The organism is Staphylococcus sp. IVB6214 (assembly GCF_025558585.1).
Taxonomy (GTDB): Bacteria; Bacillota; Bacilli; order Staphylococcales; family Staphylococcaceae; genus Staphylococcus.
In genome coordinates this window covers 753901-779135 of the sequence record NZ_CP094723.1, presented here as the reverse complement: position 1 = coordinate 779135, position 25235 = coordinate 753901, and the positions used below count along the sequence as shown (strand labels likewise).

Annotated in this window: 20 protein-coding genes; 3 read left to right on the top strand and 17 right to left on the bottom strand. The window is 35.7% G+C overall.

Annotation, left to right across the window (positions count from 1 at the left end; translation table 11 throughout):
* Nucleotides 1-8: 8 nt before the first annotated feature.
* The 3 genes from MUA51_RS03735 to MUA51_RS03725 all read left to right on the top strand — a co-directional run bounded on the left by MUA51_RS03735 (nt 9) and on the right by MUA51_RS03725 (nt 3948).
* Nucleotides 9-1034: a tyrosine-type recombinase/integrase gene (locus tag MUA51_RS03735; RefSeq protein ID WP_262560524.1), complete on the top strand. Its 1026-nt coding sequence runs from the start codon at nt 9-11 to the stop codon at nt 1032-1034.
* A 475-nt stretch (nt 1035-1509) separates the two neighbouring features.
* The gene (locus tag MUA51_RS03730; RefSeq protein ID WP_262560523.1) at nt 1510-2343 is read left to right on the top strand and encodes a type II toxin-antitoxin system PemK/MazF family toxin; all 834 of its coding nucleotides are present in this window, start codon (nt 1510-1512) and stop codon (nt 2341-2343) included.
* A gap of 291 nt (nt 2344-2634) precedes the next feature.
* Complete coding sequence (locus MUA51_RS03725) at nt 2635-3948, top strand: ISL3 family transposase (RefSeq protein ID WP_262559359.1); 1314 nt, start codon at nt 2635-2637, stop codon at nt 3946-3948.
* A gap of 360 nt (nt 3949-4308) precedes the next feature.
* Here the strand turns inward: MUA51_RS03725 and MUA51_RS03720 are convergent, their stop codons facing one another.
* From MUA51_RS03720 to MUA51_RS03640, 17 genes are all read right to left on the bottom strand, one after another.
* Complete coding sequence (locus tag MUA51_RS03720; RefSeq protein WP_262560522.1) at nt 4309-6939, bottom strand: LPXTG cell wall anchor domain-containing protein; 2631 nt, start codon at nt 6937-6939, stop codon at nt 4309-4311.
* A 397-nt stretch (nt 6940-7336) separates the two neighbouring features.
* Nucleotides 7337-8611, bottom strand: a complete 1275-nt coding sequence (locus MUA51_RS03715; protein WP_262560521.1) for a hypothetical protein — start codon at nt 8609-8611, stop codon at nt 7337-7339.
* Nucleotides 8612-8780: 169 nt separating this feature from the next.
* Nucleotides 8781-10961: an LPXTG cell wall anchor domain-containing protein gene (locus MUA51_RS03710; RefSeq protein ID WP_262560520.1), complete on the bottom strand. Its 2181-nt coding sequence runs from the start codon at nt 10959-10961 to the stop codon at nt 8781-8783.
* A gap of 111 nt (nt 10962-11072) precedes the next feature.
* Nucleotides 11073-11408: a lipoprotein gene (locus tag MUA51_RS03705; protein ID WP_262560519.1), complete on the bottom strand. Its 336-nt coding sequence runs from the start codon at nt 11406-11408 to the stop codon at nt 11073-11075.
* A gap of 29 nt (nt 11409-11437) precedes the next feature.
* On the bottom strand, nt 11438-11758 hold the full coding sequence (locus MUA51_RS03700; protein WP_262560518.1) for a hypothetical protein: 321 nt from the start codon (nt 11756-11758) through the stop codon (nt 11438-11440).
* 402 nt (nt 11759-12160) lie between these two features.
* Nucleotides 12161-12490: a hypothetical protein gene (locus tag MUA51_RS03695; protein WP_095116196.1), complete on the bottom strand. Its 330-nt coding sequence runs from the start codon at nt 12488-12490 to the stop codon at nt 12161-12163.
* A 240-nt stretch (nt 12491-12730) separates the two neighbouring features.
* On the bottom strand, nt 12731-13228 hold the full coding sequence (locus tag MUA51_RS03690; RefSeq protein ID WP_262560517.1) for a metallophosphoesterase: 498 nt from the start codon (nt 13226-13228) through the stop codon (nt 12731-12733).
* 2 nt (nt 13229-13230) lie between these two features.
* Nucleotides 13231-13812: an XTP/dITP diphosphatase gene (locus MUA51_RS03685; RefSeq protein WP_262560516.1), complete on the bottom strand. Its 582-nt coding sequence runs from the start codon at nt 13810-13812 to the stop codon at nt 13231-13233.
* A gap of 11 nt (nt 13813-13823) precedes the next feature.
* Nucleotides 13824-14621 (bottom strand): glutamate racemase, encoded by a 798-nt coding sequence (gene racE, locus MUA51_RS03680; protein ID WP_262560515.1) that lies wholly within the window; start codon nt 14619-14621, stop codon nt 13824-13826.
* Nucleotides 14622-14774: 153 nt separating this feature from the next.
* On the bottom strand, nt 14775-15584 hold the full coding sequence (gene sdhB, locus MUA51_RS03675; protein WP_262560514.1) for a succinate dehydrogenase iron-sulfur subunit: 810 nt from the start codon (nt 15582-15584) through the stop codon (nt 14775-14777).
* On the bottom strand, nt 15584-17350 hold the full coding sequence (sdhA, locus tag MUA51_RS03670; protein ID WP_262560513.1) for a succinate dehydrogenase flavoprotein subunit: 1767 nt from the start codon (nt 17348-17350) through the stop codon (nt 15584-15586). Before sdhA ends, sdhB begins: the two co-directional genes overlap by 1 nt.
* Before the next feature lie 33 nt (nt 17351-17383).
* Nucleotides 17384-17995, bottom strand: a complete 612-nt coding sequence (locus tag MUA51_RS03665; RefSeq protein WP_262560512.1) for a succinate dehydrogenase cytochrome b558 subunit — start codon at nt 17993-17995, stop codon at nt 17384-17386.
* A gap of 164 nt (nt 17996-18159) precedes the next feature.
* Nucleotides 18160-19947 (bottom strand): excinuclease ABC subunit UvrC, encoded by a 1788-nt coding sequence (uvrC, locus tag MUA51_RS03660; RefSeq protein ID WP_262560511.1) that lies wholly within the window; start codon nt 19945-19947, stop codon nt 18160-18162.
* Nucleotides 19948-20099: 152 nt separating this feature from the next.
* Nucleotides 20100-20414 carry a thioredoxin gene (gene trxA, locus MUA51_RS03655; protein WP_262560510.1) on the bottom strand — a complete coding sequence of 105 codons (315 nt, stop codon included), beginning with the start codon at nt 20412-20414 and terminating at the stop codon, nt 20100-20102.
* Nucleotides 20415-20489: 75 nt separating this feature from the next.
* The gene (locus MUA51_RS03650; protein ID WP_262560509.1) at nt 20490-22838 is read right to left on the bottom strand and encodes an endonuclease MutS2; all 2349 of its coding nucleotides are present in this window, start codon (nt 22836-22838) and stop codon (nt 20490-20492) included.
* A 26-nt stretch (nt 22839-22864) separates the two neighbouring features.
* A complete protein-coding gene (gene polX, locus MUA51_RS03645; RefSeq protein WP_262560508.1) occupies nt 22865-24568 on the bottom strand; it encodes a DNA polymerase/3'-5' exonuclease PolX in 1704 nt (567 codons plus the stop codon).
* A 148-nt stretch (nt 24569-24716) separates the two neighbouring features.
* Nucleotides 24717-25235 carry a CvpA family protein gene (locus MUA51_RS03640; RefSeq protein ID WP_262560507.1) on the bottom strand — a complete coding sequence of 173 codons (519 nt, stop codon included), beginning with the start codon at nt 25233-25235 and terminating at the stop codon, nt 24717-24719.

Here is a 25235-nt window from a genome sequence, read left to right as displayed (position 1 = left end):
GGGATAGTATGCAAACACGATGTTATGACGGGAAAAAGTGGCAATATGAGTTTAAATACGAGGGTAAAAGATATCGTAAGAAAGGTTTTAGGACCAAACGTGAGGCTAATTCAGCGGGATTAGATAAGTTAAATGAGTTGAGGCAAGGCATTGAATATGAGCCTAATTTAACACTTTACGACTATTTCAAAACATGGTGCGAAACGTTCAAGAAATCCACTGTGACACCTAAAACTTATAAGTCTTACGCTTCTGCTATAGAACATATCAATAACCACCCTATCGGAAAGAAAAAATTAAAAGACTTATCTAGGTATCACTACCAAGATTTTATTAATGAATTTTCAAAAACGCATTCTAAAGAATCTATCAGAAAGCTAAACGGCTATATTAGGACATCTTTAGACGATGCTGTTTATGAAGGACTTATAGCAAAGAACCCTACTTTTAAAATAAGTTATCGAGCAAATAACCCCAATAAAAGCGAAGAGAGTAAGTATATCAGTCTGAAAGACTATGAATCGTTAAAACAATATTTAATAACTAAAAACAATGCATCATCACTCGCATTATTCATTATGATTTGTACTGGTTGTCGAATTAGTGGCGCTTTAAATTTAAAACGTGAATATATCAATCAAGTTAAAAATGAAATATATATTGACGAACGTAAAACAGATTCATCTCCACGTTATGTTTCTGTTAGCTCAAAAGATATGCAACATATAGTTAAATCAATTGATCAATTACCTAGAGCAATAGACGGTTCTATATTTGGTCATCTGACAAATAATGCGGTTAACAAACGGTTGAAAATCTATTGTAACAATCTAGGTATGAAAGAAATAACTTCACACGCACTACGTCATACACATTGTTCGTATTTATTAGCAAAAGGTGTTTCAATTCACTACATTTCAAAAAGATTAGGCCATAAGAATATATCAGTAACTACCGAAGTTTATTCACATTTACTTGAAGAGACATACAAAGAAGAAGATGAAAAAGCAATTCAAATAATTAGCGCCATGTGATTTTAGGGACCCATTAGGGACTCTAAACCCTATAAAAGCCATTGTTATAAGCTTTATAGTATCCCTCCCAGGACGTTAATAGGCTATATTTAGTTGATACACCGTTATACCTCGTGAACATAAACGTTGATATGACGGTGTTTTGTTGTATTTCGTTGATTTTAGTTAAAACTGGTATTTTGACCTGAACGTCCCCGAAACGTCCTTGAATTTTCTATTAAACACCCCACGATGAATACATCTTATGGAAGAAGAATCTACTCCATTATTTCTCTCACTAGTGTTTGTATCAATACTTAGTGCTATTAGTTTTTTGTTCATTATTATGATTCGTATGATCAACTTGAATTTTCATTTAACTAATCAAATCCCCCCTTACTTTTCATTCAATAATTTAAATTATAATGCTATAATCAAATAATAATGAGTTCATTCATGTGAGCTTAGATTTATAAAATAAAGGGGGAGGGCAAAATTGAAAAGAGAAAAAGCACACGAAATAATAGACGAAACTAATATCAAATATAAAAAGATTTTTGACAGTAACAAAGAAAAATATACTTCTCTACCATACTGGTTACGGTCTCATTCTAATATTTTATACAAAGAGATAACAGGGGAAATAAGACCAAATTATAATCTTTTTAAAAGAGGAACCATCGTTTATGTTGATTTTGGAGTAAATATTGGTAGCGAAATATCAGGCGGACACTTCGCAATTGTATTAAATCATTCAGATAGTAAAAAAAGTAGTACTATAAACGTCGTACCGCTTAGTTCAAAAAACAAAAAACATTATTTACCTATCGATAAAACAGTTTTTGATAATGCTGCTAATACATTATTAGAGTCTGAAAAATCATTATACAAAAAAGAACAAGAAATAGATGGATTAAAATCAACAATAGAGTCTCTATTAATAGATATTGAAAAAAAACAAGCAAAAATAGATGAGACTATCCACCTTAATGAAAAAATCTCTAACGAAAAAGAACTTGAGAATACAATAATAGAAATGAACATATTTGGCAAAACGGTTGATGAACTAGAGAATTTTGTTGAAAAACATGATAAATTAATTAATGAAATTAAAAAAGATAGAGAAGATATCTCAAAAGTATTTGCAAAGTACTCCAAATATAACAAGCAAACATTTGTCTGTTATAAAGCCATTCAAAATATTAGCAAATTAAGAGTTAGAAAAATAAATAAGTTTGACCCTTCCGGAACCATAAAGGTTGATAATAACACTTTAGATAAGTTAGATACAAAAATTATAGAAGAATATACAAACAAAAAGGTTGATTAATCTTCTTCTAATTATTATACTTATAGTACAAGGGTCTAGCACCCAGTTAAAACAGATTTAAAAAGGAAATTAAATTTTCCATAACGGGCAAATTATTGCCCGTTTTTTATTGTTCTGACTAAGTAAAACTAAGCTAGTGAAAAGATCGGGTCTTAATCTTTTGTGGTGGGATGGCATGAACTGCTGTCCCGCCCTTTTTTGTTTTTTAAATCATTTTGATACAAAAAAAGCGCTCATGCCTCTATAATTTTAAGTGCCTAAACAAAAAATGAGAGGAGACATGATGCGCCTATGTGTAATGATATATTAAAACTATTAAAAATAAAAGATGAAAATATTCAAGTTCTTAAAGTGGAAGAAGATGTAGAAGTGCGTGGTCAGCTTTCTACGGTTGTTTATGGAACACTTTCTTATACACCAAAGGCATGTATGAAGTGTGGTTGTGTCAATGACGGACAAATACATAAGCACGGTAAACGTGTTTCGCGTTTAACACTATTAAAATCTCAAGAGTCTAATGTTTATCTTAATTTAGCGAAAGAACGCTTTAAGTGTCTACATTGTTTAAAGACTTTTACGGCTCAAACAAACATTGTTGATAGTAATTGCTTTATTACTAATCGTGTGAAATTAGCGATTCAGGACAAACTCACACGTGTACAGTCTGAGATAGACATTGCTAATGATTGTAGTGTTTCACCAAGCACAGTTAAGAGATGTATTCACCATATCTCACAATCATTAATAGTAAAACCTTCATCTGGATTGCCTAAACATCTCTCCATAGATGAATTTAAAAGCGTTAAAAATGTGACAACAGCGATGAGTTTTCTGTTTATAAATAATGAAACGAATCAGATTATCGATATCTTAGAAGATAGACGTATTCACAAACTTAAAGAGTACTTCTATCGTTTTGATCGTCGTGAACGATTAGCTGTCAAAACGGTCACAGCCGATATGTATGAACCCTACATTAACTTCATTCATGAAGTATTCCCGAATGCGATTTTAATCTTTGATCGTTTTCACATTGTTCAGCACCTTAACCGTGAACTTAATAAGCAACGTATTTCTATAATGAATACTTGTCGCTATAAGTCATCAACAGATTACACGAAAATGAAAAAACACTGGAAACTTTTCCTTTCTGACAGACAAGATATCAACAGCTATGAATACTTTTGGTCGAAGTCCTTCAAAACGTATACGACATCAAGAGATATTTTAGAGTATCTATTAAATCTTGATCAGCAGCTCTATGACACATATATGTTAGTTCATCACCTTCGAGAAGCATTAAAACAATGTGATTGGTTACGTTTCAAAGAAACTTTAATGAGTGTTGAAAAGAAGCATGTATCACGTGGTGTTTGGCGTGTCATTCGGTTCTATAAAAAATACGAGTATATCCTTTATTCAACAATTAAACACCCTAAGTTAAACAATGGAGCGATTGAAGGTATCAATAATAAAATTAAGCTTATTAAACGTGTATCATATGGCTATCGAAACTTTAATAACTTCAAGGCAAGGATACTGATTATTTTTAAGCTATATCAACGACGTAAAAAGGATAGTTTACTAATAAATAACGCTGCATAAATATATTACGTAGTAATCGCTATCTAATATGTCCTAACACACTTAGAGATGTGTATCTAAAATCATTTCTAATACGAGACACCTAAGGCAACAAGCCGAACGGAAAATCCATTTTGGCTTCTTTTATTCAATAAAGCCAAAATTAGTTGAAGTGAGGCGCCTTGGCAAGCGAGTATTAAAGAAATGATGGTATAGAAAAAGCGCACAATTAATAATTAAACTGTACGCTTAAATGAATGTAGAGATGACTACATGTTATGATTAAGTTAAAAATAAAATTAGTTACTTTTTATTATCTGCCCACCACAAAAAATGGACTTCCAAAAGATCCCAGGTTATAAAAACCTGAGATCTTTTTTGTTATTTTTCAATTGAATTACGACGGAAAGTACGGAGAGTTACAATTCCTATTAGCATTGTTATAAGTCCTGTAAACATCGTTGTTTGTTGTTCTTGACCTGTATTTGGTAATGCCTTCACATTCTTATTTGATTTATCTTTATTTGTTTCCGGTATATTATTTGAAAGCTTTTCTGTTTTTGGTTGCGTTGTACCTACAATATTACTAACTGGTTTGGCAATTAGATTCGTTCTATCTGCTTTCTTCGGAATTGTCACTTTGTCACCTGTTGGTAATGTCACTTGAATACCCTTTGTTCGCACTTCAGATTTATTTACTTTAGCCACTTGATTTGGTTTATCGTATTTTGGTGTTACGCCTGTTTTAGTCTTACTTGGTGCATGAGCACTCAGTTTATGTTGCTCCGTTTTAACTTTAATTGTTTTTTTACTATTAGCCTTAACTAGCTTTGATGTTGTCGGTTTAGTTGATTTTGACGGCTTTACTGGCTTTGATGTCGTCGGTTTAACTGATTCTGACGGCTTAGATGGTTTTGATGTTGCTGGTTTCCCTGGCTTTGACGGCTTTGCTGGTTTTGATGTTGTCGGTTTAACTGGTTCTGACGGCTTTACTGACTTTGATGTCGTTGGTTTCTCTGGCTTTGACGGCTTTGCTGGTTTTGATGTTGTCGGTTTAACTGGTTTTGACGGCTTAGCTGGTTTTGATGTTGCTGGTTTAACTGGTTTTGACAGCTTAGCTGGTTTTGATGTTGCTGGTTTCCCTGGCTTTGATGTTGTTGGTTTAACTGGTTCTGACGGCTTAGCTGGCTTTGACGTTGTCGGTTTAACTGGTTTTGACGGCTTTGCTGGTTTCGATGTTGCTGGTTTCCCTGGCTTTGATGTTGTTGGTTTAACTGGTTCTGACGGCTTAGCTGGCTTTGACGTTGTCGGTTTAACTGGTTTTGACGGCTTTGCTGGTTTCGATGTTGCTGGTTTCCCTGGCTTTGACGGCTTTGCTGGTTCATCACCTTTTGTTAATTGATCCAATGCTTTTTGTGCAACTACTTTATTCTTCTTAGCATCCGCAAGTTTCTTTTCTGCAGCAGCTAATGCTTTCGTATTTTTCTCAACTAGTTTTTTCGCATCGGTAATTGCTTTTTGTTTTGATGTTATAAGCTGATGCTGTTTTTTTAATTTACTTATTGTCGTTTCAATATCAGTGATTTCATTATTATAATGACTCACTTTAGAATCTAAAGCAGCTTTCTCTTTCTTCAATTGTGCGAGTTCCGTTTTTAATTTATTTGAATGATCCACTATTTCTTCACGAACATATTTGAATAACGTTTTAGGTAAGAACTTAATCTTTTTCCCATCGATGCGATACGTTACTTTACCATCTGGCGTCTCTGTTTCAACAGGTGTATAAAAGTCCTCATAACGCATGCCAGATGTATTATAAATGTACATAAACACCTGATCATCATGAAAAATATCACTTACAAGTCCTAATCCAAATTCACCATTGTGTTGAATCATGTTAGTTCTATGTCCATAGCTTCTATACAGATTGTTGTATTCAGCGAACCAACCTAACACAATTTTGTAAGCAAGTTCTTCATCGGAAATCAGCAAAGTTTGTGTATCAAACGAATATCCAGCATTCTCAGTACCTTGTAATCGATCACTATTCGGCAAGTTTGTGTCGTGCGAAAACACTTGATTTGTGAAAATCTCTTTTACTCGATCCATTGAGTATTTTTGCAATTCTTTGTTAGTCGTGAATGTGACTTTTCCTGATAAACCATTAATGCGTTTAATTTCATTAATATATTTTTCAACGAACTTCCCAACACGTTGGACATTTGGTGTATATTTCCCTTTTGGCTCTTTTAATGTCACTGTTTTAGGTGTCCCACTGTAAACGACATCTTCAGTCCATTCATTAAAACGATGTTCTTCTACATATTTTACTGGATCATTTGTATAAGATTTTGTGACTTTAACTGTCGGTTTATATTTTTTTAGTTCTTGTTCTTTTTTATTAACTTCAGCTGTCTTTTGATCTAATTGTGATTGTGTTGTTTGTACCTTTGACTTTGTATCATTTAATTTCTTTGTATTATCAACAATTTTTTGATCTACTTGTTTGGTTGATGTCGTTTCCACTGATTGTGCTTCTTTTAATTGCTTGTCTGCTAACGCTTTATCATGAGCTGCTTTCTCTCGATCTGCTTGTGCTTTTTTAATTTGTTCATTTGCCACATTCAAATTGTTTTTGGCATTTTCAATTTCTTGTTTTTTTGATTCATTATTAAATTTAGGATTTGAAGCTAGTTCATCCGTATTTGGTTGTTCTGGATGATCTTCTAAAATGGGTGGTTTTTGAGATGTTTCAGTTGTAGGTTGTTTTTCATCGGAAGTAGGTGTTTCTGTGGATTCTGGTTGAGTAGGATCATCATCCGTTGATTCTGATGTTGTAGGCTCAGTTTGAAGTGTATCTGGTTTCGGTTGATCTGAAGTTTGAGTGTGTTCTTGGTTTTCCGTGACAGGAGTGGTTTCTTCTGCAGCTTTAGCAACATGACCACCTGCTAACAAAGCTGAAGTTGCTAAACCCGTAATTAACGTTCTTACAAATAATTTCTGCGACATTGACATGTCCCCTTTCGTCTGAGAGTTTTATTTTTAACAACCAACTTATATTTCTCTCTAACAGTCGACTGGAAAAATCATTATAATCACGTGTCTAATAGAATGATTTAAAAACATGTTGTCGAATACTATTTAATTGAAGTAAAATCCTACTATTCACATAGCTATTAACACTTACATTTTAACATAATTTTATATCGTTATAAATATTGTTATATTTTTTACTTTGTTGCTGTAAGCTTTTCTCAAGCACTTTTTCTATATAATTGATGCACTTTTATTTGGTTAAAATGACATTCAATATTTAACAAAAAGAAAGATCCCTAAGTCATGAGATCTTTCTTTAATGTGTGTTGATAATACCAAACACTTTTGGGTAGAAATGATTCATAAAAGACTACTCGCTTTGATCTGGTAATATCATCTTTCTGAAATATTTTAGACCTTCTATACCAATAGGTTCTTCTATAACTTTACTATTTTCAGATGTGAAATGATATACATTGCCTTTCGTAATGTGCCCCTTGGTTAATTTAAAGTCATTATCAATTGATGTAAATGTATAAAAGAAGTGAATTCTTAAATAACCTAAGACTTTATCTAATTCATTTTCAGAAAATGAATAGTCATCTAACAATACTTTTTTCAATGAGTCTTCCCAAACATCATTGAATCTTCTAAAAATAAATGATGGTTTTTCATTCTCATCTTTACCGCCATTTATATATAAAGCAATTCGTCTCATAATAATTCGGGAACTAAATAAAATGATATCGTTTTTCGTTCCCAAAATTTCATCTCCAAGTCCATCACCTTTATTACTTAAATTAGGATTTGTAGAACGATACGGAAAACTTTCTAGATTACATGTTTTGATGTTCTGAAAATGTTTTATTATACCTTCTCTATCATTTAAGTGATTCAAAATATATTTTTGAAGCCCCTTTACTTCATCATTGTGAAGTACCCATTTATAATAACTTTTTAAATAGTAATAATTGTCAAATTGATTTTCAACTTCTTTTTTAATTAGATTATCATCATTTTTTTCATCTAATAATCTAATGATTTCATCTTCAACTTCAGATTTACCATTATTAACAATGTGTTGATATACTAGATCTTTTGTCACATCATTATCATACGATTGAAAATTTTCAAGATGTGCACTTGGATCAGGGTTCACTATGACTTTATTTTTATCAATAATTTTTAGAAAAGCTTCATGAAAATTTAAGATATTATTTTGATAACTCTTGTCATCTACCGCAAACTTTCCAGCAATACTAGGATTTGTCAAACACAAAAATAGGTTGGCTGTTTCAATATTTCCTTGCACATGATTAGGCATGGCATAGTGCATTTTATTTTTATCAATATCAGTAGTGATTTTTGGTATTATGTTTGACATTTTTTCATCATAATCTAACCAAGAAAATGTTTCTGCATTTTTATCACCATCTTCAAGTGGTAATTTATTAATAATTCGACTGAAGTTACCAATCAATTTTTGACCTGCTTCTTTTTGCCATGGATTATATTGATTTAAAAATGCTTCTTTATTTAACAATGCTTTAGATAAAATCTTTTCTTCAAACGCTTTTTCAGTTGATTCATCAAGTGATTCAATCGCCTTAATAATTTCTTCACTTTTTAATGTTTTTTCAGTCATAAAATACCCTCCTGTTAATCAAAAATAAATTCTTTAAAAATAAAACGGAACACAACTAACTACATTGTGATGGATACAGTAAGTATGATCTAATAAATTTGTACTAATTATACACGAAGTCAATTACTGTTCAATTTCTAGAAAGTCATGTCCCATTCTAATGTTTTTATTATTTTTGTGATGATTTACGACGGAAACCGAAGCATGTCGCAATACCAGCTAGTAAAGCTACAAGTCCTGCAAAAATACCTGTCTTTTGTTCTTGACCTGTATTTGGTAACATCTGCATATTGTCATCAGATTTATCATTACCTTTTGTTGAGTTCATAGCCTTTGGCGCTTGTGCATTGGTTGATACCATTGTGACTTTTGATTGTGTTGTAACTGACATATTACCCATTGGCTCTGCCGTCAAAGTAGTGCCAACTGCTTTATTTGGAATTGTCACTTTTTCACCTGATGGCAATGTGACTTTGATCCCTTTTGATGGCATTTCAGTAGCACCTAATGTTTTATCCATAGTAGGTTTATCTTGTTTTGGTGTAGCAACTGGTTTTGTTACTGCAGCTGTACTCGTGCTAGGATGCGCTGTTTTACCTGGTTTAACATCGCCTTTAGGTTGTTCAGGTGCTGGTTTAGACGGGATTGTTGGTTGTTCTGCTGGTTGTTCTGCTGGTTGTTCAGGTTTATTTGGTTCATCAACTTTTGTTAATTTGTCCAATGCTTTTTGTGCAACTGCTTTATTCTTCTTCGCATCGGCAAGTTTCTTTTCTGCATCAGCTAATGCTTTATTGTTTTTGGCAACAAGCGCCTTCGCATCATTGATCGCTTTTTGTTGTGTTGCGTTGTTTGATGAAATCAATTGACGTTGCTTTTTCAAATTACTAATTGTCTTTTCAATTTTAGTAATTTCTTTATTATATTGATTTAGTTTAGAATCTAATGCTGTTTTCTCTTTCTTCAACTGTGCAAGTTCAGTCGCTAATTTACCTGATTTGTCAATTGTTTCTGTTGTAATATATTGGAAGACTTTTTTAGGTACGAAGTGAACTTCCTTGCCATCTAAACGATATTGTAATTTATCTCCAACTTGAGTTTCTGTTACTTTGTTATAAACATTTTCTCTATCCCAACCTTGAGCGTTCATAACTGAAAGTAAAGTATAAATCTCGTCGCCTTCGTCACCATATCTTACTGTCGCAAAACCAATTTCACCATTAGCCGCTAATAAGTTTGAGCGGTGACCATAACCTTTTTGATAATTATTGTAATCTGAGAACCAAGCTAATAGCATCGTATAAGCAACTTCTTCATCAGATAAAGGCAGTGATTCATAAGCGAAATGACGAGCCAAATTTTCTGCTCCTTGATATTTATCAGCATCAGGTAACTCAGTGTAATGCGCTCGGTAGTTAGCTGCCGATTCATCTGCTCGGGCTTGAGAGAAGGCTTGTACAGCAGGGTTAGTTGATAATGTTACATGCCCTGGGAGATTGTTAATACGTTTTAATTCATTAAGATAATCTACAAAAAATTGACTAATTCGTTCGTTGTTAGGAATATATTTTCCTTTATTAGCTTTTAATTTTACAACTTGAGGTGATCCTGTATATTTCACGTCTTCTACCCATTCATGATAGCGTTGACTCTCTGCCTCTTCAGGTACGTTACTAGTATGAACAACTGGTTCTTTAACTCCTGGTTTATAGTTTTTAAGTTGTTGTTCTTTATTTGCAATCTCAGCTTTTTTCTTATCCAATTGTGATTGCGTTGTTTGAACATTAGATGTTTTGTTTTTTAATTTTTTAGTTTCATTAGCAATTTTTTGATCTACTTGTTTAGTTGATGTTGTTTTTACCGATTGTGCTGCTTTTAGTTGTTGATCCGCTGCAGCTTTTTCTTGAGCTGCTTTATCTCGTTCATGTTGAGCAGCTTTAACTTGTTGATTCGCAGTATTTAGATTAGCTTGTGCATTTTCAATTTCTTGTTGTTTCAACTCTTCTTCTGATACTTCAGCTGGTTTAGTATCTGAAACTAAATTCTCTTCTCCCGCATTAGGCTGTTCAGGTTGACTTTGTATCGGTTGTTCTTCAGCAATAGGTGTTTCTTCTGGTGCATCTGTTGTAGGTTGTGTTTCTTCTGGTTCTGTTGAATCGGTAGTTGTTGGTTGATCAGACGTAGTGTCAGTTTGAGGAGTATTGGCTTGTGTTTGATTTGAAGTTTGAGGCTGTTCTTGATTGTCCATAACTGGAGCTGTTTCTTCTGCAGCTTTAGCAGCATGCCCTCCTGCTAATAAAGCTGATGTTGCTAATCCAGTAATTAATGTGCGTACAAATAATTTCTGCGACATTGAAATGTCCCCTTCCATGATTGTTTTATTATTTAAATCGATACAATTGATCGAAAAAATGTTCTAGTTCATCATCTTATATCGTATATACTTAACAGCAATAAAGATTTACTATTCTACTTTTGTAAGTTCGTCTTCAATCCCTAATTCTTCGCTGACTAACTTCACTTTATCTTTTTCAACTTTGTAATCCATTTTGACTATTTCATCTTGTTCACGAATGATGATTTTATTTTCTTTTTTATTAATTTTCCCTTCAAACGATACATTTTCCTTAGTAAAAAAAGAAAAACCAGTATCTTCTAACTTAAATGTTAATTCGACTTTTTCTGTTTCATCATTTGCATCAAGAATCACTTTATCATTTTCGTATGTTCCGTCTAGTTTGTTCCCACATGCGGCTAATAATACGACCATGAATAATGCGAGTGTAAGTAATTTTTTCATTAAAATGTGCCTCCTAATTGAATTATCTATTATTTATTTTTAAATAAATTATCCAGTGATGAGATCGTTGCTGGGTTACTTGTAGGATAAGAAACGCCTTGGCCGACAATATCCAAATCTTTAGTTTCTGTAAGATCTAATTTTGTTACCTTTGCGATATTTTTGTTATATGTCAACATTTTACCGAGTTGATACGTTGCAATGACAATTTGTTGATATAGTACAACGACGTATTTGACATCGTTTAATCGTTTAGGTGATATTTTCCAACCGCTACTTGCACGCTCTATTATTTCTTGTTTATTTTTCGGTTTTTCCCCCGTCAACTTTATAATTAGTAAATTATTCATGCTTCTCCACTCCTTAATCCTTCTCCCTCATTACTAATTATCTAATTTACATTTTCAATCATTCAATGTATCATTGTATTTTTATATTATCACAGATGTGAAATCAAGAATATAGTATTTCTCAAATTTGTATTTTGTGACAATTTTAGGAACTTTTACAAAAACCCCTTTGAGAGTTTTACCTATAACCTTAAAATCACTTTACTCTTTAACAAATTTATGCTTATTTTTTTAAAAAATTTTTTGTAGTGCACAATTATCTTGACTTATGCTTTGAGTCTAAACGAAATTATTTCTAACAAAACGCAAAAAAAGTGTAATACGAAATCACCCTTAAAACTAGGATCATTAAGTATTACACTTCGATTTTTATAATATTAATTGTTATATTTCTCTTATTTTCTATTGTGCAAACAAGTTGCTTTCAGATGATAGCGTAGCAGGATTACTTGTTTTATAGTCTACAAATTGTCCAATATACTTTTGATATGTGTCATCTTCTATTAACTCTAAGTCTTCTACTCTACCCGTAGAACGATTATATTTAAATTCGTCACCTAAACGATACGTTGCAACAACCTCTTGTAATATGAGTACGACAACAAATTCTACGTCATCTAATCTTTTAGGAGATATTTTCCATTTTCCTGTTACTCTGTCTTTGAGTGCTTTGTCACTCTCGTCATGTTCTTTTGATAACTTGATTACTAAGATATTCTTCTTATCGTCCAATGCTATCCCTCCTTTTATCAACAAATATACGTAGAATGAATTAGTGATTTACACAATTAATTCATATGAATATTATCATAAAATTGATGGAATGTAAAATAATTCAAGAAAACGACAACTTCGATAACAGCAACCTTTGAACTGTTGATTTCTAAAATGAAAGAGAGTGAGATATCAAGCATCATAGTAACGCTTGTGTCCCACTCTTGTTATAGTTTGAATGTAAATTTTAGTCTTCTACTACAATGTCATACGTTTAATAATTTGATGTTGACGATTTCGAAAATTCAATTGATATATTTGCTTTTCTTCAATAATTTCTGCATATGTCTCCTCTATATTACTGCGAGATTGAGAGATACTGCCTGGATTGATGACATGCACACCGTTAATATTTTCATAGCGAGCAACATGTGTATGTCCATAAAACGCAAAATCCGCCTCATTTTGGATAGCTTGTTGTGCTAATGTCTGTCTGGATCCATTCACACCGAAAAGATGTCCATGTGTAAAAAAGATTCTGTCCCGACCTGATATCGCAATTTGTGTTTCTGGAAATTCTGGATAAAAGTCCATATTACCTTTGACACGCTGATACAAACTTAACTCCGTATCGTCGTATTTAAATTCAGAATCGCCGAGATGGAAAAACGCATCAGCATCTTCGTGTTGTTGATAAATATCATATAAAATGCCTGTTTCTGAATGATTATCACTGACTAGAATCCATTTTTTCATTGTTACACTTCACTTTCAATAAATGCTTGTAGTTGATCAATCGCTTTACGTCTGTGACTGATTTCCGCCTTTTCTGATGCTGTCAGTTGTGCCATTGTTTTTTGCTTATCAGGTACATAGAAGACTGGATCATATCCAAACCCATTCTCTCCTATACGTTGTAATGTGATCTCACCGTCAACTGTACCTGTAAACGTGTGTGTCATACCTTCTGCTGTTGTCATACTGATAACACAGACAAATCGGGCTGTGCGATCATCGTACCCTTCTAACTTCTCTAATACTTTATCAATATTTGCTTCATCATCCTTTGCTTCCCCAGCGTATCGTGCGGAGTAGATGCCAGGCTCTCCGTTTAATGAAGTAACTTCTAAACCACTGTCGTCTGCAATAACTGTTTTTCCAAGCGCTTTCGCTGCTGCTTCAGATTTCAAACGTGCATTCTCTTCAAATGTTGTTCCTGTTTCTTCAACATCGAAATCAGCGATTAATTCATTAATTCCTATGACCTTCGCTTCTTTAAAAATTGTTTTAAAATCATTAATTTTACCTTGATTTGATGTGGCGATTACTATTTCAGTCATCGAACATCCCCCTAACTTAATGTGATTTGTTCAACTTCTGTATCTATCTTCAACCATTCTTTAATAATATATGTCATATGTGTAACGTCCCCATTCGCAAAGAAACGGTGCTGTGGTGCTGGGTTATAGTGTGCATGCCCTTGACTAAATGTCAAAAGTGCACTCACTTCTCTTGCTGTTTCAAGCCCTGATGAAATGACAACTTTGCGCTTATCAAAATAGTCATATATCGGCTGATATAGCAATGGATAGTGCGTACAACCTAAAATCACAGTATCCGCATCGTGTTGACGCCAACGTTTCAATGTTTGATGAATGACAATATTTGTGATCGTAGGATCTTTATATTTCATCTCTTCAACGAGTGGTACAAATCCAGGACACGCCACACCACTCACTTCAACATGCGGGTTAATACGCGTTATCTGGTGGCGATACGCTTCTGATTTGATTGTTCCTTCTGTGCCAAGTACGAGTACTTTTTGATTATTCGTTGTCATAATGGCTGTTCTCGCACCGGGTTCAATCACACCGATAACTGGTATTTTCAATTGTTGTTGGAGTGGTTTTAACGCTACTGCAGTCGCTGTATTACATGCGATGACTAACATTTTTATGTTGAACTTTGTGAGATATTCCGCCATTTGAATGGTGAATTTCTTGACCTCATCCCCACTTCTTGGTCCGTATGGGCAACGTCCAACATCTCCTAGATAATAGATTGTTTCATTTGGAAGTTGTCGCATGATTTCTTTTGCGACTGTGAGTCCACCCACGCCTGAGTCCATGACACCGATTGGTCTTTCCATGGCTTTCAACCTCTTCTCTATGTTTATTACTGACCATTTTAACATGTGTGAAGAAATATATGCTAGAAACTCACTTTGTATATGGTATGCTTCCACTTTCAGGCATAAAAATAGAGCTGAAACAGCATTCTGTTCCAGCTCTATCTTATATGATTAGTCCACTAAATGATCAGAACCAAAGAATGATTTGAACATATGGAATGATGTTTCTCTGTTTAATGCTGCGATTGATGTTGTCAATGGAATACCTTTAGGACATGCTTGTACACAGTTTTGTGAGTTACCACATGCTTGTAATCCACCCATATCCATCAATGCATTCAAACGCTCGTCTTTCGTCATTGAACCTGTTGGATGTAGGTTGAATAGACGAACTTGTGAGATCGCTTGTGCACCAACGAAACTATTGTTGCGTGTCACGTTAGGACAAACTTCTAAACATACACCGCATGTCATACATTTTGACAACTCGTATGCTGTTTGACGTTTTTTCTCTGGCATACGTGGTCCAGGACCTAAGTCATACGTACCGTCAATTGGTACCCATGCTTTCATACGTTTCAAGTTGTCAAACATACGAGTACGGTCAACTTGTAAGTCACGAATAACTGGGAATGTACTCATTGGTTCAAGACGAATTGGTTGTTCAAGTTGATCGACAATCGCTGAACATGATTGACGTGCACGACCGTTGATAACCATTGAACAAGCACCACATACTTCTTCTAGACAGTTCATATCCCAAGTTACAGGTGTTGTTTTTTCCCCTTTGTCATTGTATGGATTACGTTGAATTTCCATCAAACATGCAATGACGTTCATATTGTCACGATATGGAATAACGAATGTTTCTTCGTACGGTTGTGACGTTTCATCTTTTTGACGTTTGATGATTAATTTCACCGTTCTATTTGCATTCTTGTTGGGTTGTTGTTCTGTCACTTGCTCTTTAGTGCTAGGCATTATTTTTTACCCCCTTTTGACTTACTTGTGTAGTCACGTTTACGAGGTGGGATTAAGCTCACATCAACTGGCTTATACGTAAAGGCTGGCGCTTCATGTCGACCTTTGTATTCTGCCAATGTGTGTTTTAACCACTCTTCATCGTTACGATTTGGGAATTCTGGTTTGTAGTGTGCACCACGTGATTCGTTACGATTATATGCCCCGATTGTAATAACACGTGCTAACACAAGCATATTCCACAATTGACGTGTGAAGAATACCGCTTGGTTACTCCATTTAGAAGTATCTTCCATATCAATATCTTCATAGCGTTGCATTAACTCAACGATCTTCTTATCAGTTTCTAATAAACGCTTGTTATCACGTACAACAGTTACGTTCGCTGTCATGATTTCACCAAGTTCACGGTGTAATTTATAAGCATTTTCTGTACCCTTCATGTTCAGCAACTTATCGAAACGTGCTTGTTCTTCATCAACACGTTGTTGATATAAGCTATCGTCGATATCAACATATGATTTTTCAATGTTTTGAACGTACTTCACAGCGTTAGGACCTGCTACTGTACCACCGTAGATAGCTGATAACAATGAGTTGGCACCAAGACGGTTACCACCATGTTGTGAGAAGTCACATTCACCTGCTGCAAATAGACCGTCAATGTTTGTCATTTGATCGTAGTCTACATATAAGCCACCCATTGAGTAGTGAACTGCTGGGAAGATTTTCATTGGAACTTTACGTGGGTCATCCCCAGTAAACTTCTCATAAATTTCAATGATACCGCCAAGCTTAACATCAAGCTCATGTGGATCTTTATGTGACAAGTCAAGGTATACCATGTTTTCACCATTGATACCTAACTTTTGGTTCACACAGACATCAAAGATTTCACGTGTTGCGATATCACGTGGTACTAAGTTACCATAATCTGGATATTTCTCTTCTAAGAAATACCATGGTTTACCATCTTTATATGTCCAAATACGTCCACCTTCACCACGTGCTGATTCAGACATCAGACGTAACTTGTCATCACCTGGAATTGCTGTTGGGTGGATTTGGATAAACTCACCGTTCGCATATTGTACACCTTGTTGGTATACGATAGATGCAGCTGAACCTGTGTTAATCATAGAGTTCGTTGTTTTTCCGAAGATGATACCAGGACCACCTGTCGCCATGATAACGGCATCTGATCCGAATGATTTGATTTCAGATGTTGTGATGTTTTGTGCTACGATACCACGTGCTGCGTTGTCATCATCTTTAACAACACCTAAAAATTCCCATCCTTCATATTTTGTAACAAGTCCATCTACTTCGTAACTACGCACTTGTTCATCAAGCGCATATAACAATTGTTGTCCAGTTGTCGCACCTGCGAATGCAGTTCTATGATGTAATGTACCGCCGAAACGACGGAAATCTAATAATCCTTCACTCGTTCTGTTGAACATAACACCCATACGATCTAACAAATGAATAATCTTAGGTGCTGCTTCAGTCATTTTTTGTACAGGTGGTTGATCCGCTAAGAAGTCTCCACCGTATACTGTGTCATCAAAGTGAATCCAAGGTGAGTCACCTTCACCTTTCGTGTTAACTGCCCCGTTGATACCGCCTTGCGCACATACTGAGTGAGAGCGTTTAACTGGAACGATCGAGAACAAGTCAACATGTGCACCTTGTTCTGCTGCTTTAATTGTTGACATGAGACCTGCTAGGCCACCACCGACAACAATAATTTTCTTCTCTGCCATAAAATAGTCACTCCCCTGAAATGATTAAACCGCTTATAAGAACGCTAAGATCGCACTTACACCGATGTATGATACTACTAAGAAAATTACTAATGAAACCCAAGTAAAAATACGTTGTGACTTCGGAGATTGTAAGATACCCCAAGTCACTAAGAATGACCATAAGCCATTCGCGAAATGAAATACAACTGCGATGATACATACGATATAGAAAATCAACCAGAATGGGTTCGTAACGATATCATGGATCATATCGAAGTTGACTTCATGTCCTAAGAATTTTTGGATACGTGTTTGCCACATATGCACCATTACAAAGATGAATGTTAATAAACCTGATAAACGTTGGAATAAAAACAACCAGTTACGTGTATATGAGTAATGACCAATGTTGTGGCTCGCTGTGAACGCAATATGCACACCATAAACCGCATGATATAAAATCGGAATGTAAATCATAATGATTTCCAAGGCGTACAAAAATGGTAATGAATCCATAAAGCCTGCCGCTTTGTTAAATGCTTCTACCCCTTGCGTCGCTTGATGGTTGACCATTAAATGTACTAATAAGAAAGCACCTAATGGCACAACACCTAATAACGAGTGTAGACGTCTAAGGTAGAATTGGTTCTTTGATTGTGTCAAAGGAAGTCCCCCCTGCGATACTTTTTAATTTTTGATTTCTTTTATATTTGCCCTATTATAGAAAACGTTTGCATCGACGTTTAAAAAAAAGAAATCAATTCACTATTATTGTAACACTAATTGTGACAAATTTGGGTATGAGAATGATTCTCACACCAAATTTATCATGAAGACTCGTGAAGTGCTTGATAGACATTGTTTGCCGCCTGTTTTGGTAAGCCCGCAGCTTGGATTTCTTCCACAGTTGCTTCTCGCATTTTCTTGATTGAGCCGAATTTTTGTAAAAGATTGGATTTGCGCTTCGGTCCGATACCTTCAACTTCATCAAGCACAGATTGTAAGCCAGTCTTACGTCTGGTTTGACGATGAAATGTAATCGCAAATCGATGCACTTCATCTTGGATGCGATGCAGTAAATAGAAAGCTTGACTATTTTTCTTGAGTGGGACGATGTCCGCTTCCTTACCATATAAAAGCTCTGCCGTTTGGTGCTTATCATTTTTGGCCAGACCAGCGACTGGAATATCCAACCCAAGTTCATTTTCGAGAACATCAATGACACCCGACATATGACCTTTACCACCATCAACGATAATTAAATCAGGCAATGGCAATCCTTCGTTTAGCACGCGTGTATATCGCCTGCGCACAACTTCACGCATCGTCTTGTAATCATCAGGGCCTTCTACCGTTTTAACCTTGTATTTCCGATACCCCTTCTTATCCGGCTTTCCATCAACAAATGTAATCATTGCAGAGACAGGGTCGACACCTTGAATGTTCGAGTTGTCAAAAGCTTCGATGCGAATCGGTGTTTGAATGCCCATCGCTTCACCAAGTTCGTCAATCGCATGGATCGTTCGTGATTCGTCTCGTGCAATCAATTCAAACTTGTTTTCCAATGCGATACGGGCGTTTTTATTTGCTAGATCGACCAATTGTTTCTTTTGACCTCGCTGTGGCGTTAAAATCGTTGTATCGACAACCGACTGAATCATATCAATATCCAGTCCTTTCGGCACATGTACTTCTTTAGGTAAAAAGTGCTGGTTCACTTGATAGAACTGACCGATGAATGTATAAAACTCTTCTTCCGGCGTTTGTTGTAGTGGGAACATTGTTGCTTCTCTTTCAATGAGATTTCCTTGTCGCACGAAGAATACTTGGATACACATCCAACCCTTGTCTACACTATAACCAAACACATCTCGTATCGTCTGGTCTGTCGAAATCACTTTCTGTTTGTTCGTTAAGTTTTGAACGTGTTGAATCAAATCACGATATTCTTTAGCTTGTTCAAATGCCATCTGTTCACTTGCTTCTATCATACGTGTCTCCAAATGCTTCAAAATGGTTTTATCTTCACCATTCAGAAAGTCTGAGATTTCACGTGACATGCGTTCATATTCTTCGTTCGCAACGGGATAGACACATGGACCTAGACATTGACCGATGTGGTAGTACAGACAGAGACGGTTCGGCATTTTATCACATTTGCGAAATGGATAAATACGATCGAGTAACTTTTTCGTTTCATGTGCGGAGTATGCATTGGGATATGGTCCAAAGTATTTGCCGCTTCCTTTACGCACAGTGCGTGTCACAATTAATTTTGGATGTCGCTCTTTCGTTATTTTAATAAACGGATAAGTCTTACCGTCTTTTAATAAAATATTGTATCTCGGTTGATACTTTTTTATTAGATTTAATTCTAACAATAGCGACTCTGTCTCACTTGATGTAACAATGTATTCAAAGTCCACGATTTCACTGACAAGTCGTGTCGTCTTCGTATCATGTGAACCTGTAAAATAGGATCGTACACGATTACGCAACCGTTTCGCCTTGCCAACATAGATGACTTGGTCTTGACGATCCTTCATCAAATAACAACCCGGTTCTGTCGGCAAAACACTTAACTTCTGTTTAATCTTTGATTTAACATCTTCCAACTCACTTCACCTCACTTGTTCCCACTTTTCTATACCCGACTTAACACATTTTTCAATGTATTTATAGAAAATAATGCGTTGAAAAGCCTACTCGCACAGATATACGAATAGGCTTTGTATGATGCATCTATACCACACAGATGATCGAATTCTTATAAGTGTTTATCTAAAACTTGTGCTAAGTTTTCTTTAGGTTGGAATCCAACAATTTTGTCAACAGGTTGACCGTCTTTAAAGACGATTAATGTTGGGATACTCATTACTTCAAATTTTGCAGCTGTTGCTTGGTTTTGGTCAACATCTAACTTTAAGATGTCTACTTTACCTTCGTAGTCTGCTGCTAGGTCTTCTAAAACTGGTGCAATCATTTTACATGGGCCACACCAAGTTGCCCAGAAATCTACTAATTTAACGCCTTCTTCTATTTGTTGATCGAATTTTGCATCTGTTGCTTCAATAATAGCCATAAGTTATAGCCTCCTCGTTTTTAATGATGAACAAATTATAACAAATCCATTCTGGCCTTTCACTATTAATGCTCATTAGCGTAATGTTGCTACTGTCACACCAAATCCGCCTTCACTTGGCATCCCCATGCGGAAGTCGGCGACACTTTTATGTCGTTTCAAATGTTGTTGCACACCTTTTTGTAATGCGCCTGTTCCTTTACCATGAATAATATAGACATCTTCATAATTACTCAATACTGCTTGGTCTAAATATTGATCAAGTGCAACCATCGCTTCATCATAGCGATAACCACGCAAATCTAACTCCATTTTTACAGTTGAACGATTCGTACGTGTGACCATCTTGCTTGGTTGTTGTTTCGTCTTCTCTTTCTTCTCTAGGTCTTTCAATGGGAGTTTCATCTTGATAATTCCCATTTGGACAACTGCTTCTTCGTCATCAAGAAGTTCTAACACTTCACCTTTTTGACCGTATGATAAGACCTTCACTTCATCGCCTGCTTTAATCTCATCCCATCGCTGCTTCTTCACATCTTGCTTGATTGACTTCGCTTCATACTGACTCTCAAGTTGTTTTTTCTTATCAATCAGTTCATGCTCTTTTACTTCTGCACCCTTTTGCTCTCGCATTTCACGCAATGATTTCACAATGTCATCCGCTTCTTGCGTTGCTGCTTTGACATGCTGATTCGCCTTTTCCTTCGCTTCTTCCATTAAACGCGACTCAAAGTTTTGATATTTCTCGTATTGTTGCGTTAAATCACGATGAATTGTTTCTGCTTCCCGTACTAGACGTTCCCATTCGATGCGTTGATCATCTACACGTTTGGCATTATGTTCCAATGATGCAATCATCTCATTGATTTCTTGTTCATCCTGTCCAATCATCGTTTTCGCATGATTAATAATTTTCAAACCAAGTCCTAGTCGTTTTGAGATCTCAAAAGCATTTGATCGTCCTGGTACGCCCATTAATAACTTATACGTTGGACTTAGTGTATCAACATTGAATTCAACACTCGCATTCATTACGCCTTCACGATTATAGCTGTATGCCTTCAACTCTGGATAATGCGTTGTTGCCATGACTAATGACCCAAGCGATTGGACATGGTCTAAAATACTCATTGCTAAAGCTGCACCTTCACTAGGATCTGTACCTGCTCCTAACTCATCAAATAAAATAAGACTATTCGCATTCGCTTCTTCTATAATACCAACAATTGTTTTCATGTGGGATGAGAATGTTGATAATGACTGCTCAATCGATTGTTCATCTCCAATATCGCAGAAGACGTTATCAAAGACGCTCAATTGACTTCCATCCAGTGTTGGAATTAATAATCCAGACTGTGCCATCACAATAATCAAACCCAGTGTTTTTAATGTGACTGTTTTACCACCTGTGTTCGGTCCTGTAATAATAACCGTTTGAATATTATCTTCAAATTCAATTGTATTTGCAACGACTGTTTCTCTGTCTAATAATGGATGGAATGCTTTCGGTAAATACACTTTACGTGTTTCTGAAAAGGTTGGTTTCGTTCCTTTAATTTTTGCAGCATATCGTGCCTTCGCAATTAAGAAATCTAAATGCCCCATTATCTCTTCTGCAACAAGACAACCTTCCGCCTCTGCTGCCACTTCAGCAGTCAATGCCATCAAAATTCGATTGATCTCTGTCGCTTCTTCACTACGCAAGCGAGATACTTGGTTGTTCAATTCCACAACTGATGACGGTTCGATATAGAGTGTTTGACCTGAAGCTGATTGGTCGTGCACTATTCCATTAAAGTCTTGTCGATATTCCGCTTTTACTGGAATAACATGGCGTTCATTTCGCACTGTCACTATCGCATCAGACAGTTTTTTCTGGTTTCCTGTTGACTTTACAATACGATCCAATTGCGCTTTCACACGTTGGTTCGTCTTCGAAATACGACTGCGAATCGATTGTAGTTCCGTACTTGCCGAATCAAAGAGATCATGCGAATCACATGTCTGATGAATCGACTGATATAGCGGTGTTAAAATAGGAAGCCGCTGCATTTGTCCGTCTAAAATCTCATAATGAATACCTTCTTCATCTTCCACTAGTTGATTGTAAAACGTTTTGAATTGATTTTGTACTTGAATCAATAGCTTAATCGCATTCAGTTCAAGGACATTTAGTGTACCACCAATTTGTGCACGTTTCACATAGGTCGAAACACTTGATAAGCCACTCAAACTTGGTATGCGATATTGATTATAAATTTGACCAATTTCATCCATTTCATCCATTTGAAACGTGACTGTGTCAAAATCTGTCGCTGGTACAAGTGCCTGAACTTTCGCACGTCCAAGATCACTAACCGCTTCTTGTTCGATCGTTTCTTTCACTTTATTAAACTCTAATATCTCTAAAGTTTTCGTTTTCATTAAAAACCCCTCAATCTCTTGTTACCCTACTTAGGTTGTGTGACAAATGTATTGAATGCTTCACGTGACATCGCATTCAATACATTTTCTCGTTTGACCCATCCTTTTTGCGCCGTAGCAACACCATATTTCATAAATTCTAGATGATCGATATGATGGGCATCCGTATTAATTGTTACCATCAAGTTTGGGTGTTGACGTAACACATTTGCACTTAGATCCAATCGTTTCGGGTTAGCATTGATTTCTAACACCGTTCCCGTTTCACGACAGAGCGCAATAAGTTCGTCAATATTCGGTTCATATCCATTACGCTTACCGATAATTCTACCTGTTGGATGTGCAATATGTCGAACATATGGATTGCGACATGCATTTTCTAAACGCTTCATAATCTCAGCTTCACTTTGATTAAAGCTTTGATGTATTGCCGCAATGACATAGTCTAGTTGTGACAGAACCTCATCTTCATAGTCCAATGAACCGTCTGGCAAAATATCCATTTCGATCCCTGAATAGATATCAATTTCTTTATATTCATCATTCAACTTACGAATCTCTTCATTTTGTTTCAATAATCGTTCAACAGAAAGTCCATTTGCGACACGCAAGCTTTGAGAGTGATCCGTGATGCACATATATTCATAGCCTTTCGCAATGTTCGCTTCAATCATCTCACGCAAACCAAATGCACCATCACTCGCAGTTGTATGCATATGAATATCTCCACGCATATCTTCTAACTGAATAATTCCTGACAAATCTTTATCAAACTCTGAGCCATCTTCTCGCATACTTGGCATGATCCACGGTGTATTGAAATGTTCATAGATTGCTTTTTCACTTGCTAGCTGTAATAAAGTACCATCTGCTTGTTCGATACCATACTCACTAACTTTTTCATCGCGTGCCTTTGCGAGTTGACGTATGCGAATATTATGATCTTTAGAACCTGTAAAGTGCTGTAATGTATGATAAAAAGCTACCGGCTTAATCATGCGAAAGTCTACACCAATTGTCTCATCATCATAAGAAAGTGTTACTGATACTTTCGTTTCGCCCACTGCTACTTTTTCAACTAACTGTGGCATCGCAAGTAGCTGTGTTTGTACTTTTAATGGTGCTTGTGCACTGATAATATAGTCTAAATCTTTACTCATCTCTTTCATACGGCGGAAGCTTCCTGCTACTTCAAAACGCTCAATTTCTGGAATCTGACTCAAGTAATCTGCAATCAACTGGTTCAAACCAATCATTTGGTCGATTGGATAGCGATCCTTTTTAGCGCCTAATTCCTTCACTGCCACTAAATATTTTTCTTCTGTTTTTTTGCCAAATCCACTTAAAGCTGACACCTGACCTGCTTCACAAGCAGCTTGAAACGATTCCTTATCTGTAATGTTTAATTCTTTATAAAGACGTGCAATGCGCTTGCTACCAAGTCCAGGAATTTTCAACAAAGGAATCAGACCGTTTGGGACTTCTTCCTTCAATGCATCCAATACCGGTGATGATTGGGTTGCAATATACGTATTAATCACTTCACCGACACCTTTGCCGATATTCTTTAACGTTGTCACATCATCAATTTGATCAAGCGGACGCTCGTCCGTTTCTAAACTTTGAGCTGCTTTTCGATATGCCGAAATTTTGAATGCATTTTCTCCTTTTAATTCCATATATGTCGCAATCTCTTCTAATAAACGTATAATTTCTTTTTTCGTTAACACTTTTCCACCTCATTAAAAAAGGAATGGGACAGACATCATCTTCATAAAAAGATGTCATCTCGTCCCACCTGAGTAATTATGACACAATGAATCGGTCATTGATTACTTTTTCCGTTATGAAAACCATTCGGTGACGAATGATTTATGTTTATAAATGTAATGTCATCTGTGATAAAAATGGTACTTTCATTACAAACCAATAGCCCATTTGTGTTTCTGCAACATGTGTTTGTAATTGTGAATCTGGAATTAACACAGCAATATATGTAACAAAGTGTAACATGATAATAACAGCGATCATGCTGATGCCAACACCCATGCCACGTGATACGATATTCGGCCGTTTCGCAGCGAGTAACGACCCAAAACTGCTTAATACCATATACATCATCGTTTTGACGATTAATAGTATAAAAATAAAGCCACACACACGATCAAATCGCAATTCTGGTTGATGCAGCGTAAAGACATAATGTGCATCATATGCCAATGTTTTTGGAAAGGGTAAAAATAATCGTAAATAATCGCTAAACGGTTGATAATACTGCTTGGCAACCCATATTCCAAATAATGTACTACTCAGATGTAGCACACTTACGATGAAACCACGATAAAAGCCGACCATCATAAATATCAGACTCACAATACAAACAAAGAGAAAAAACAT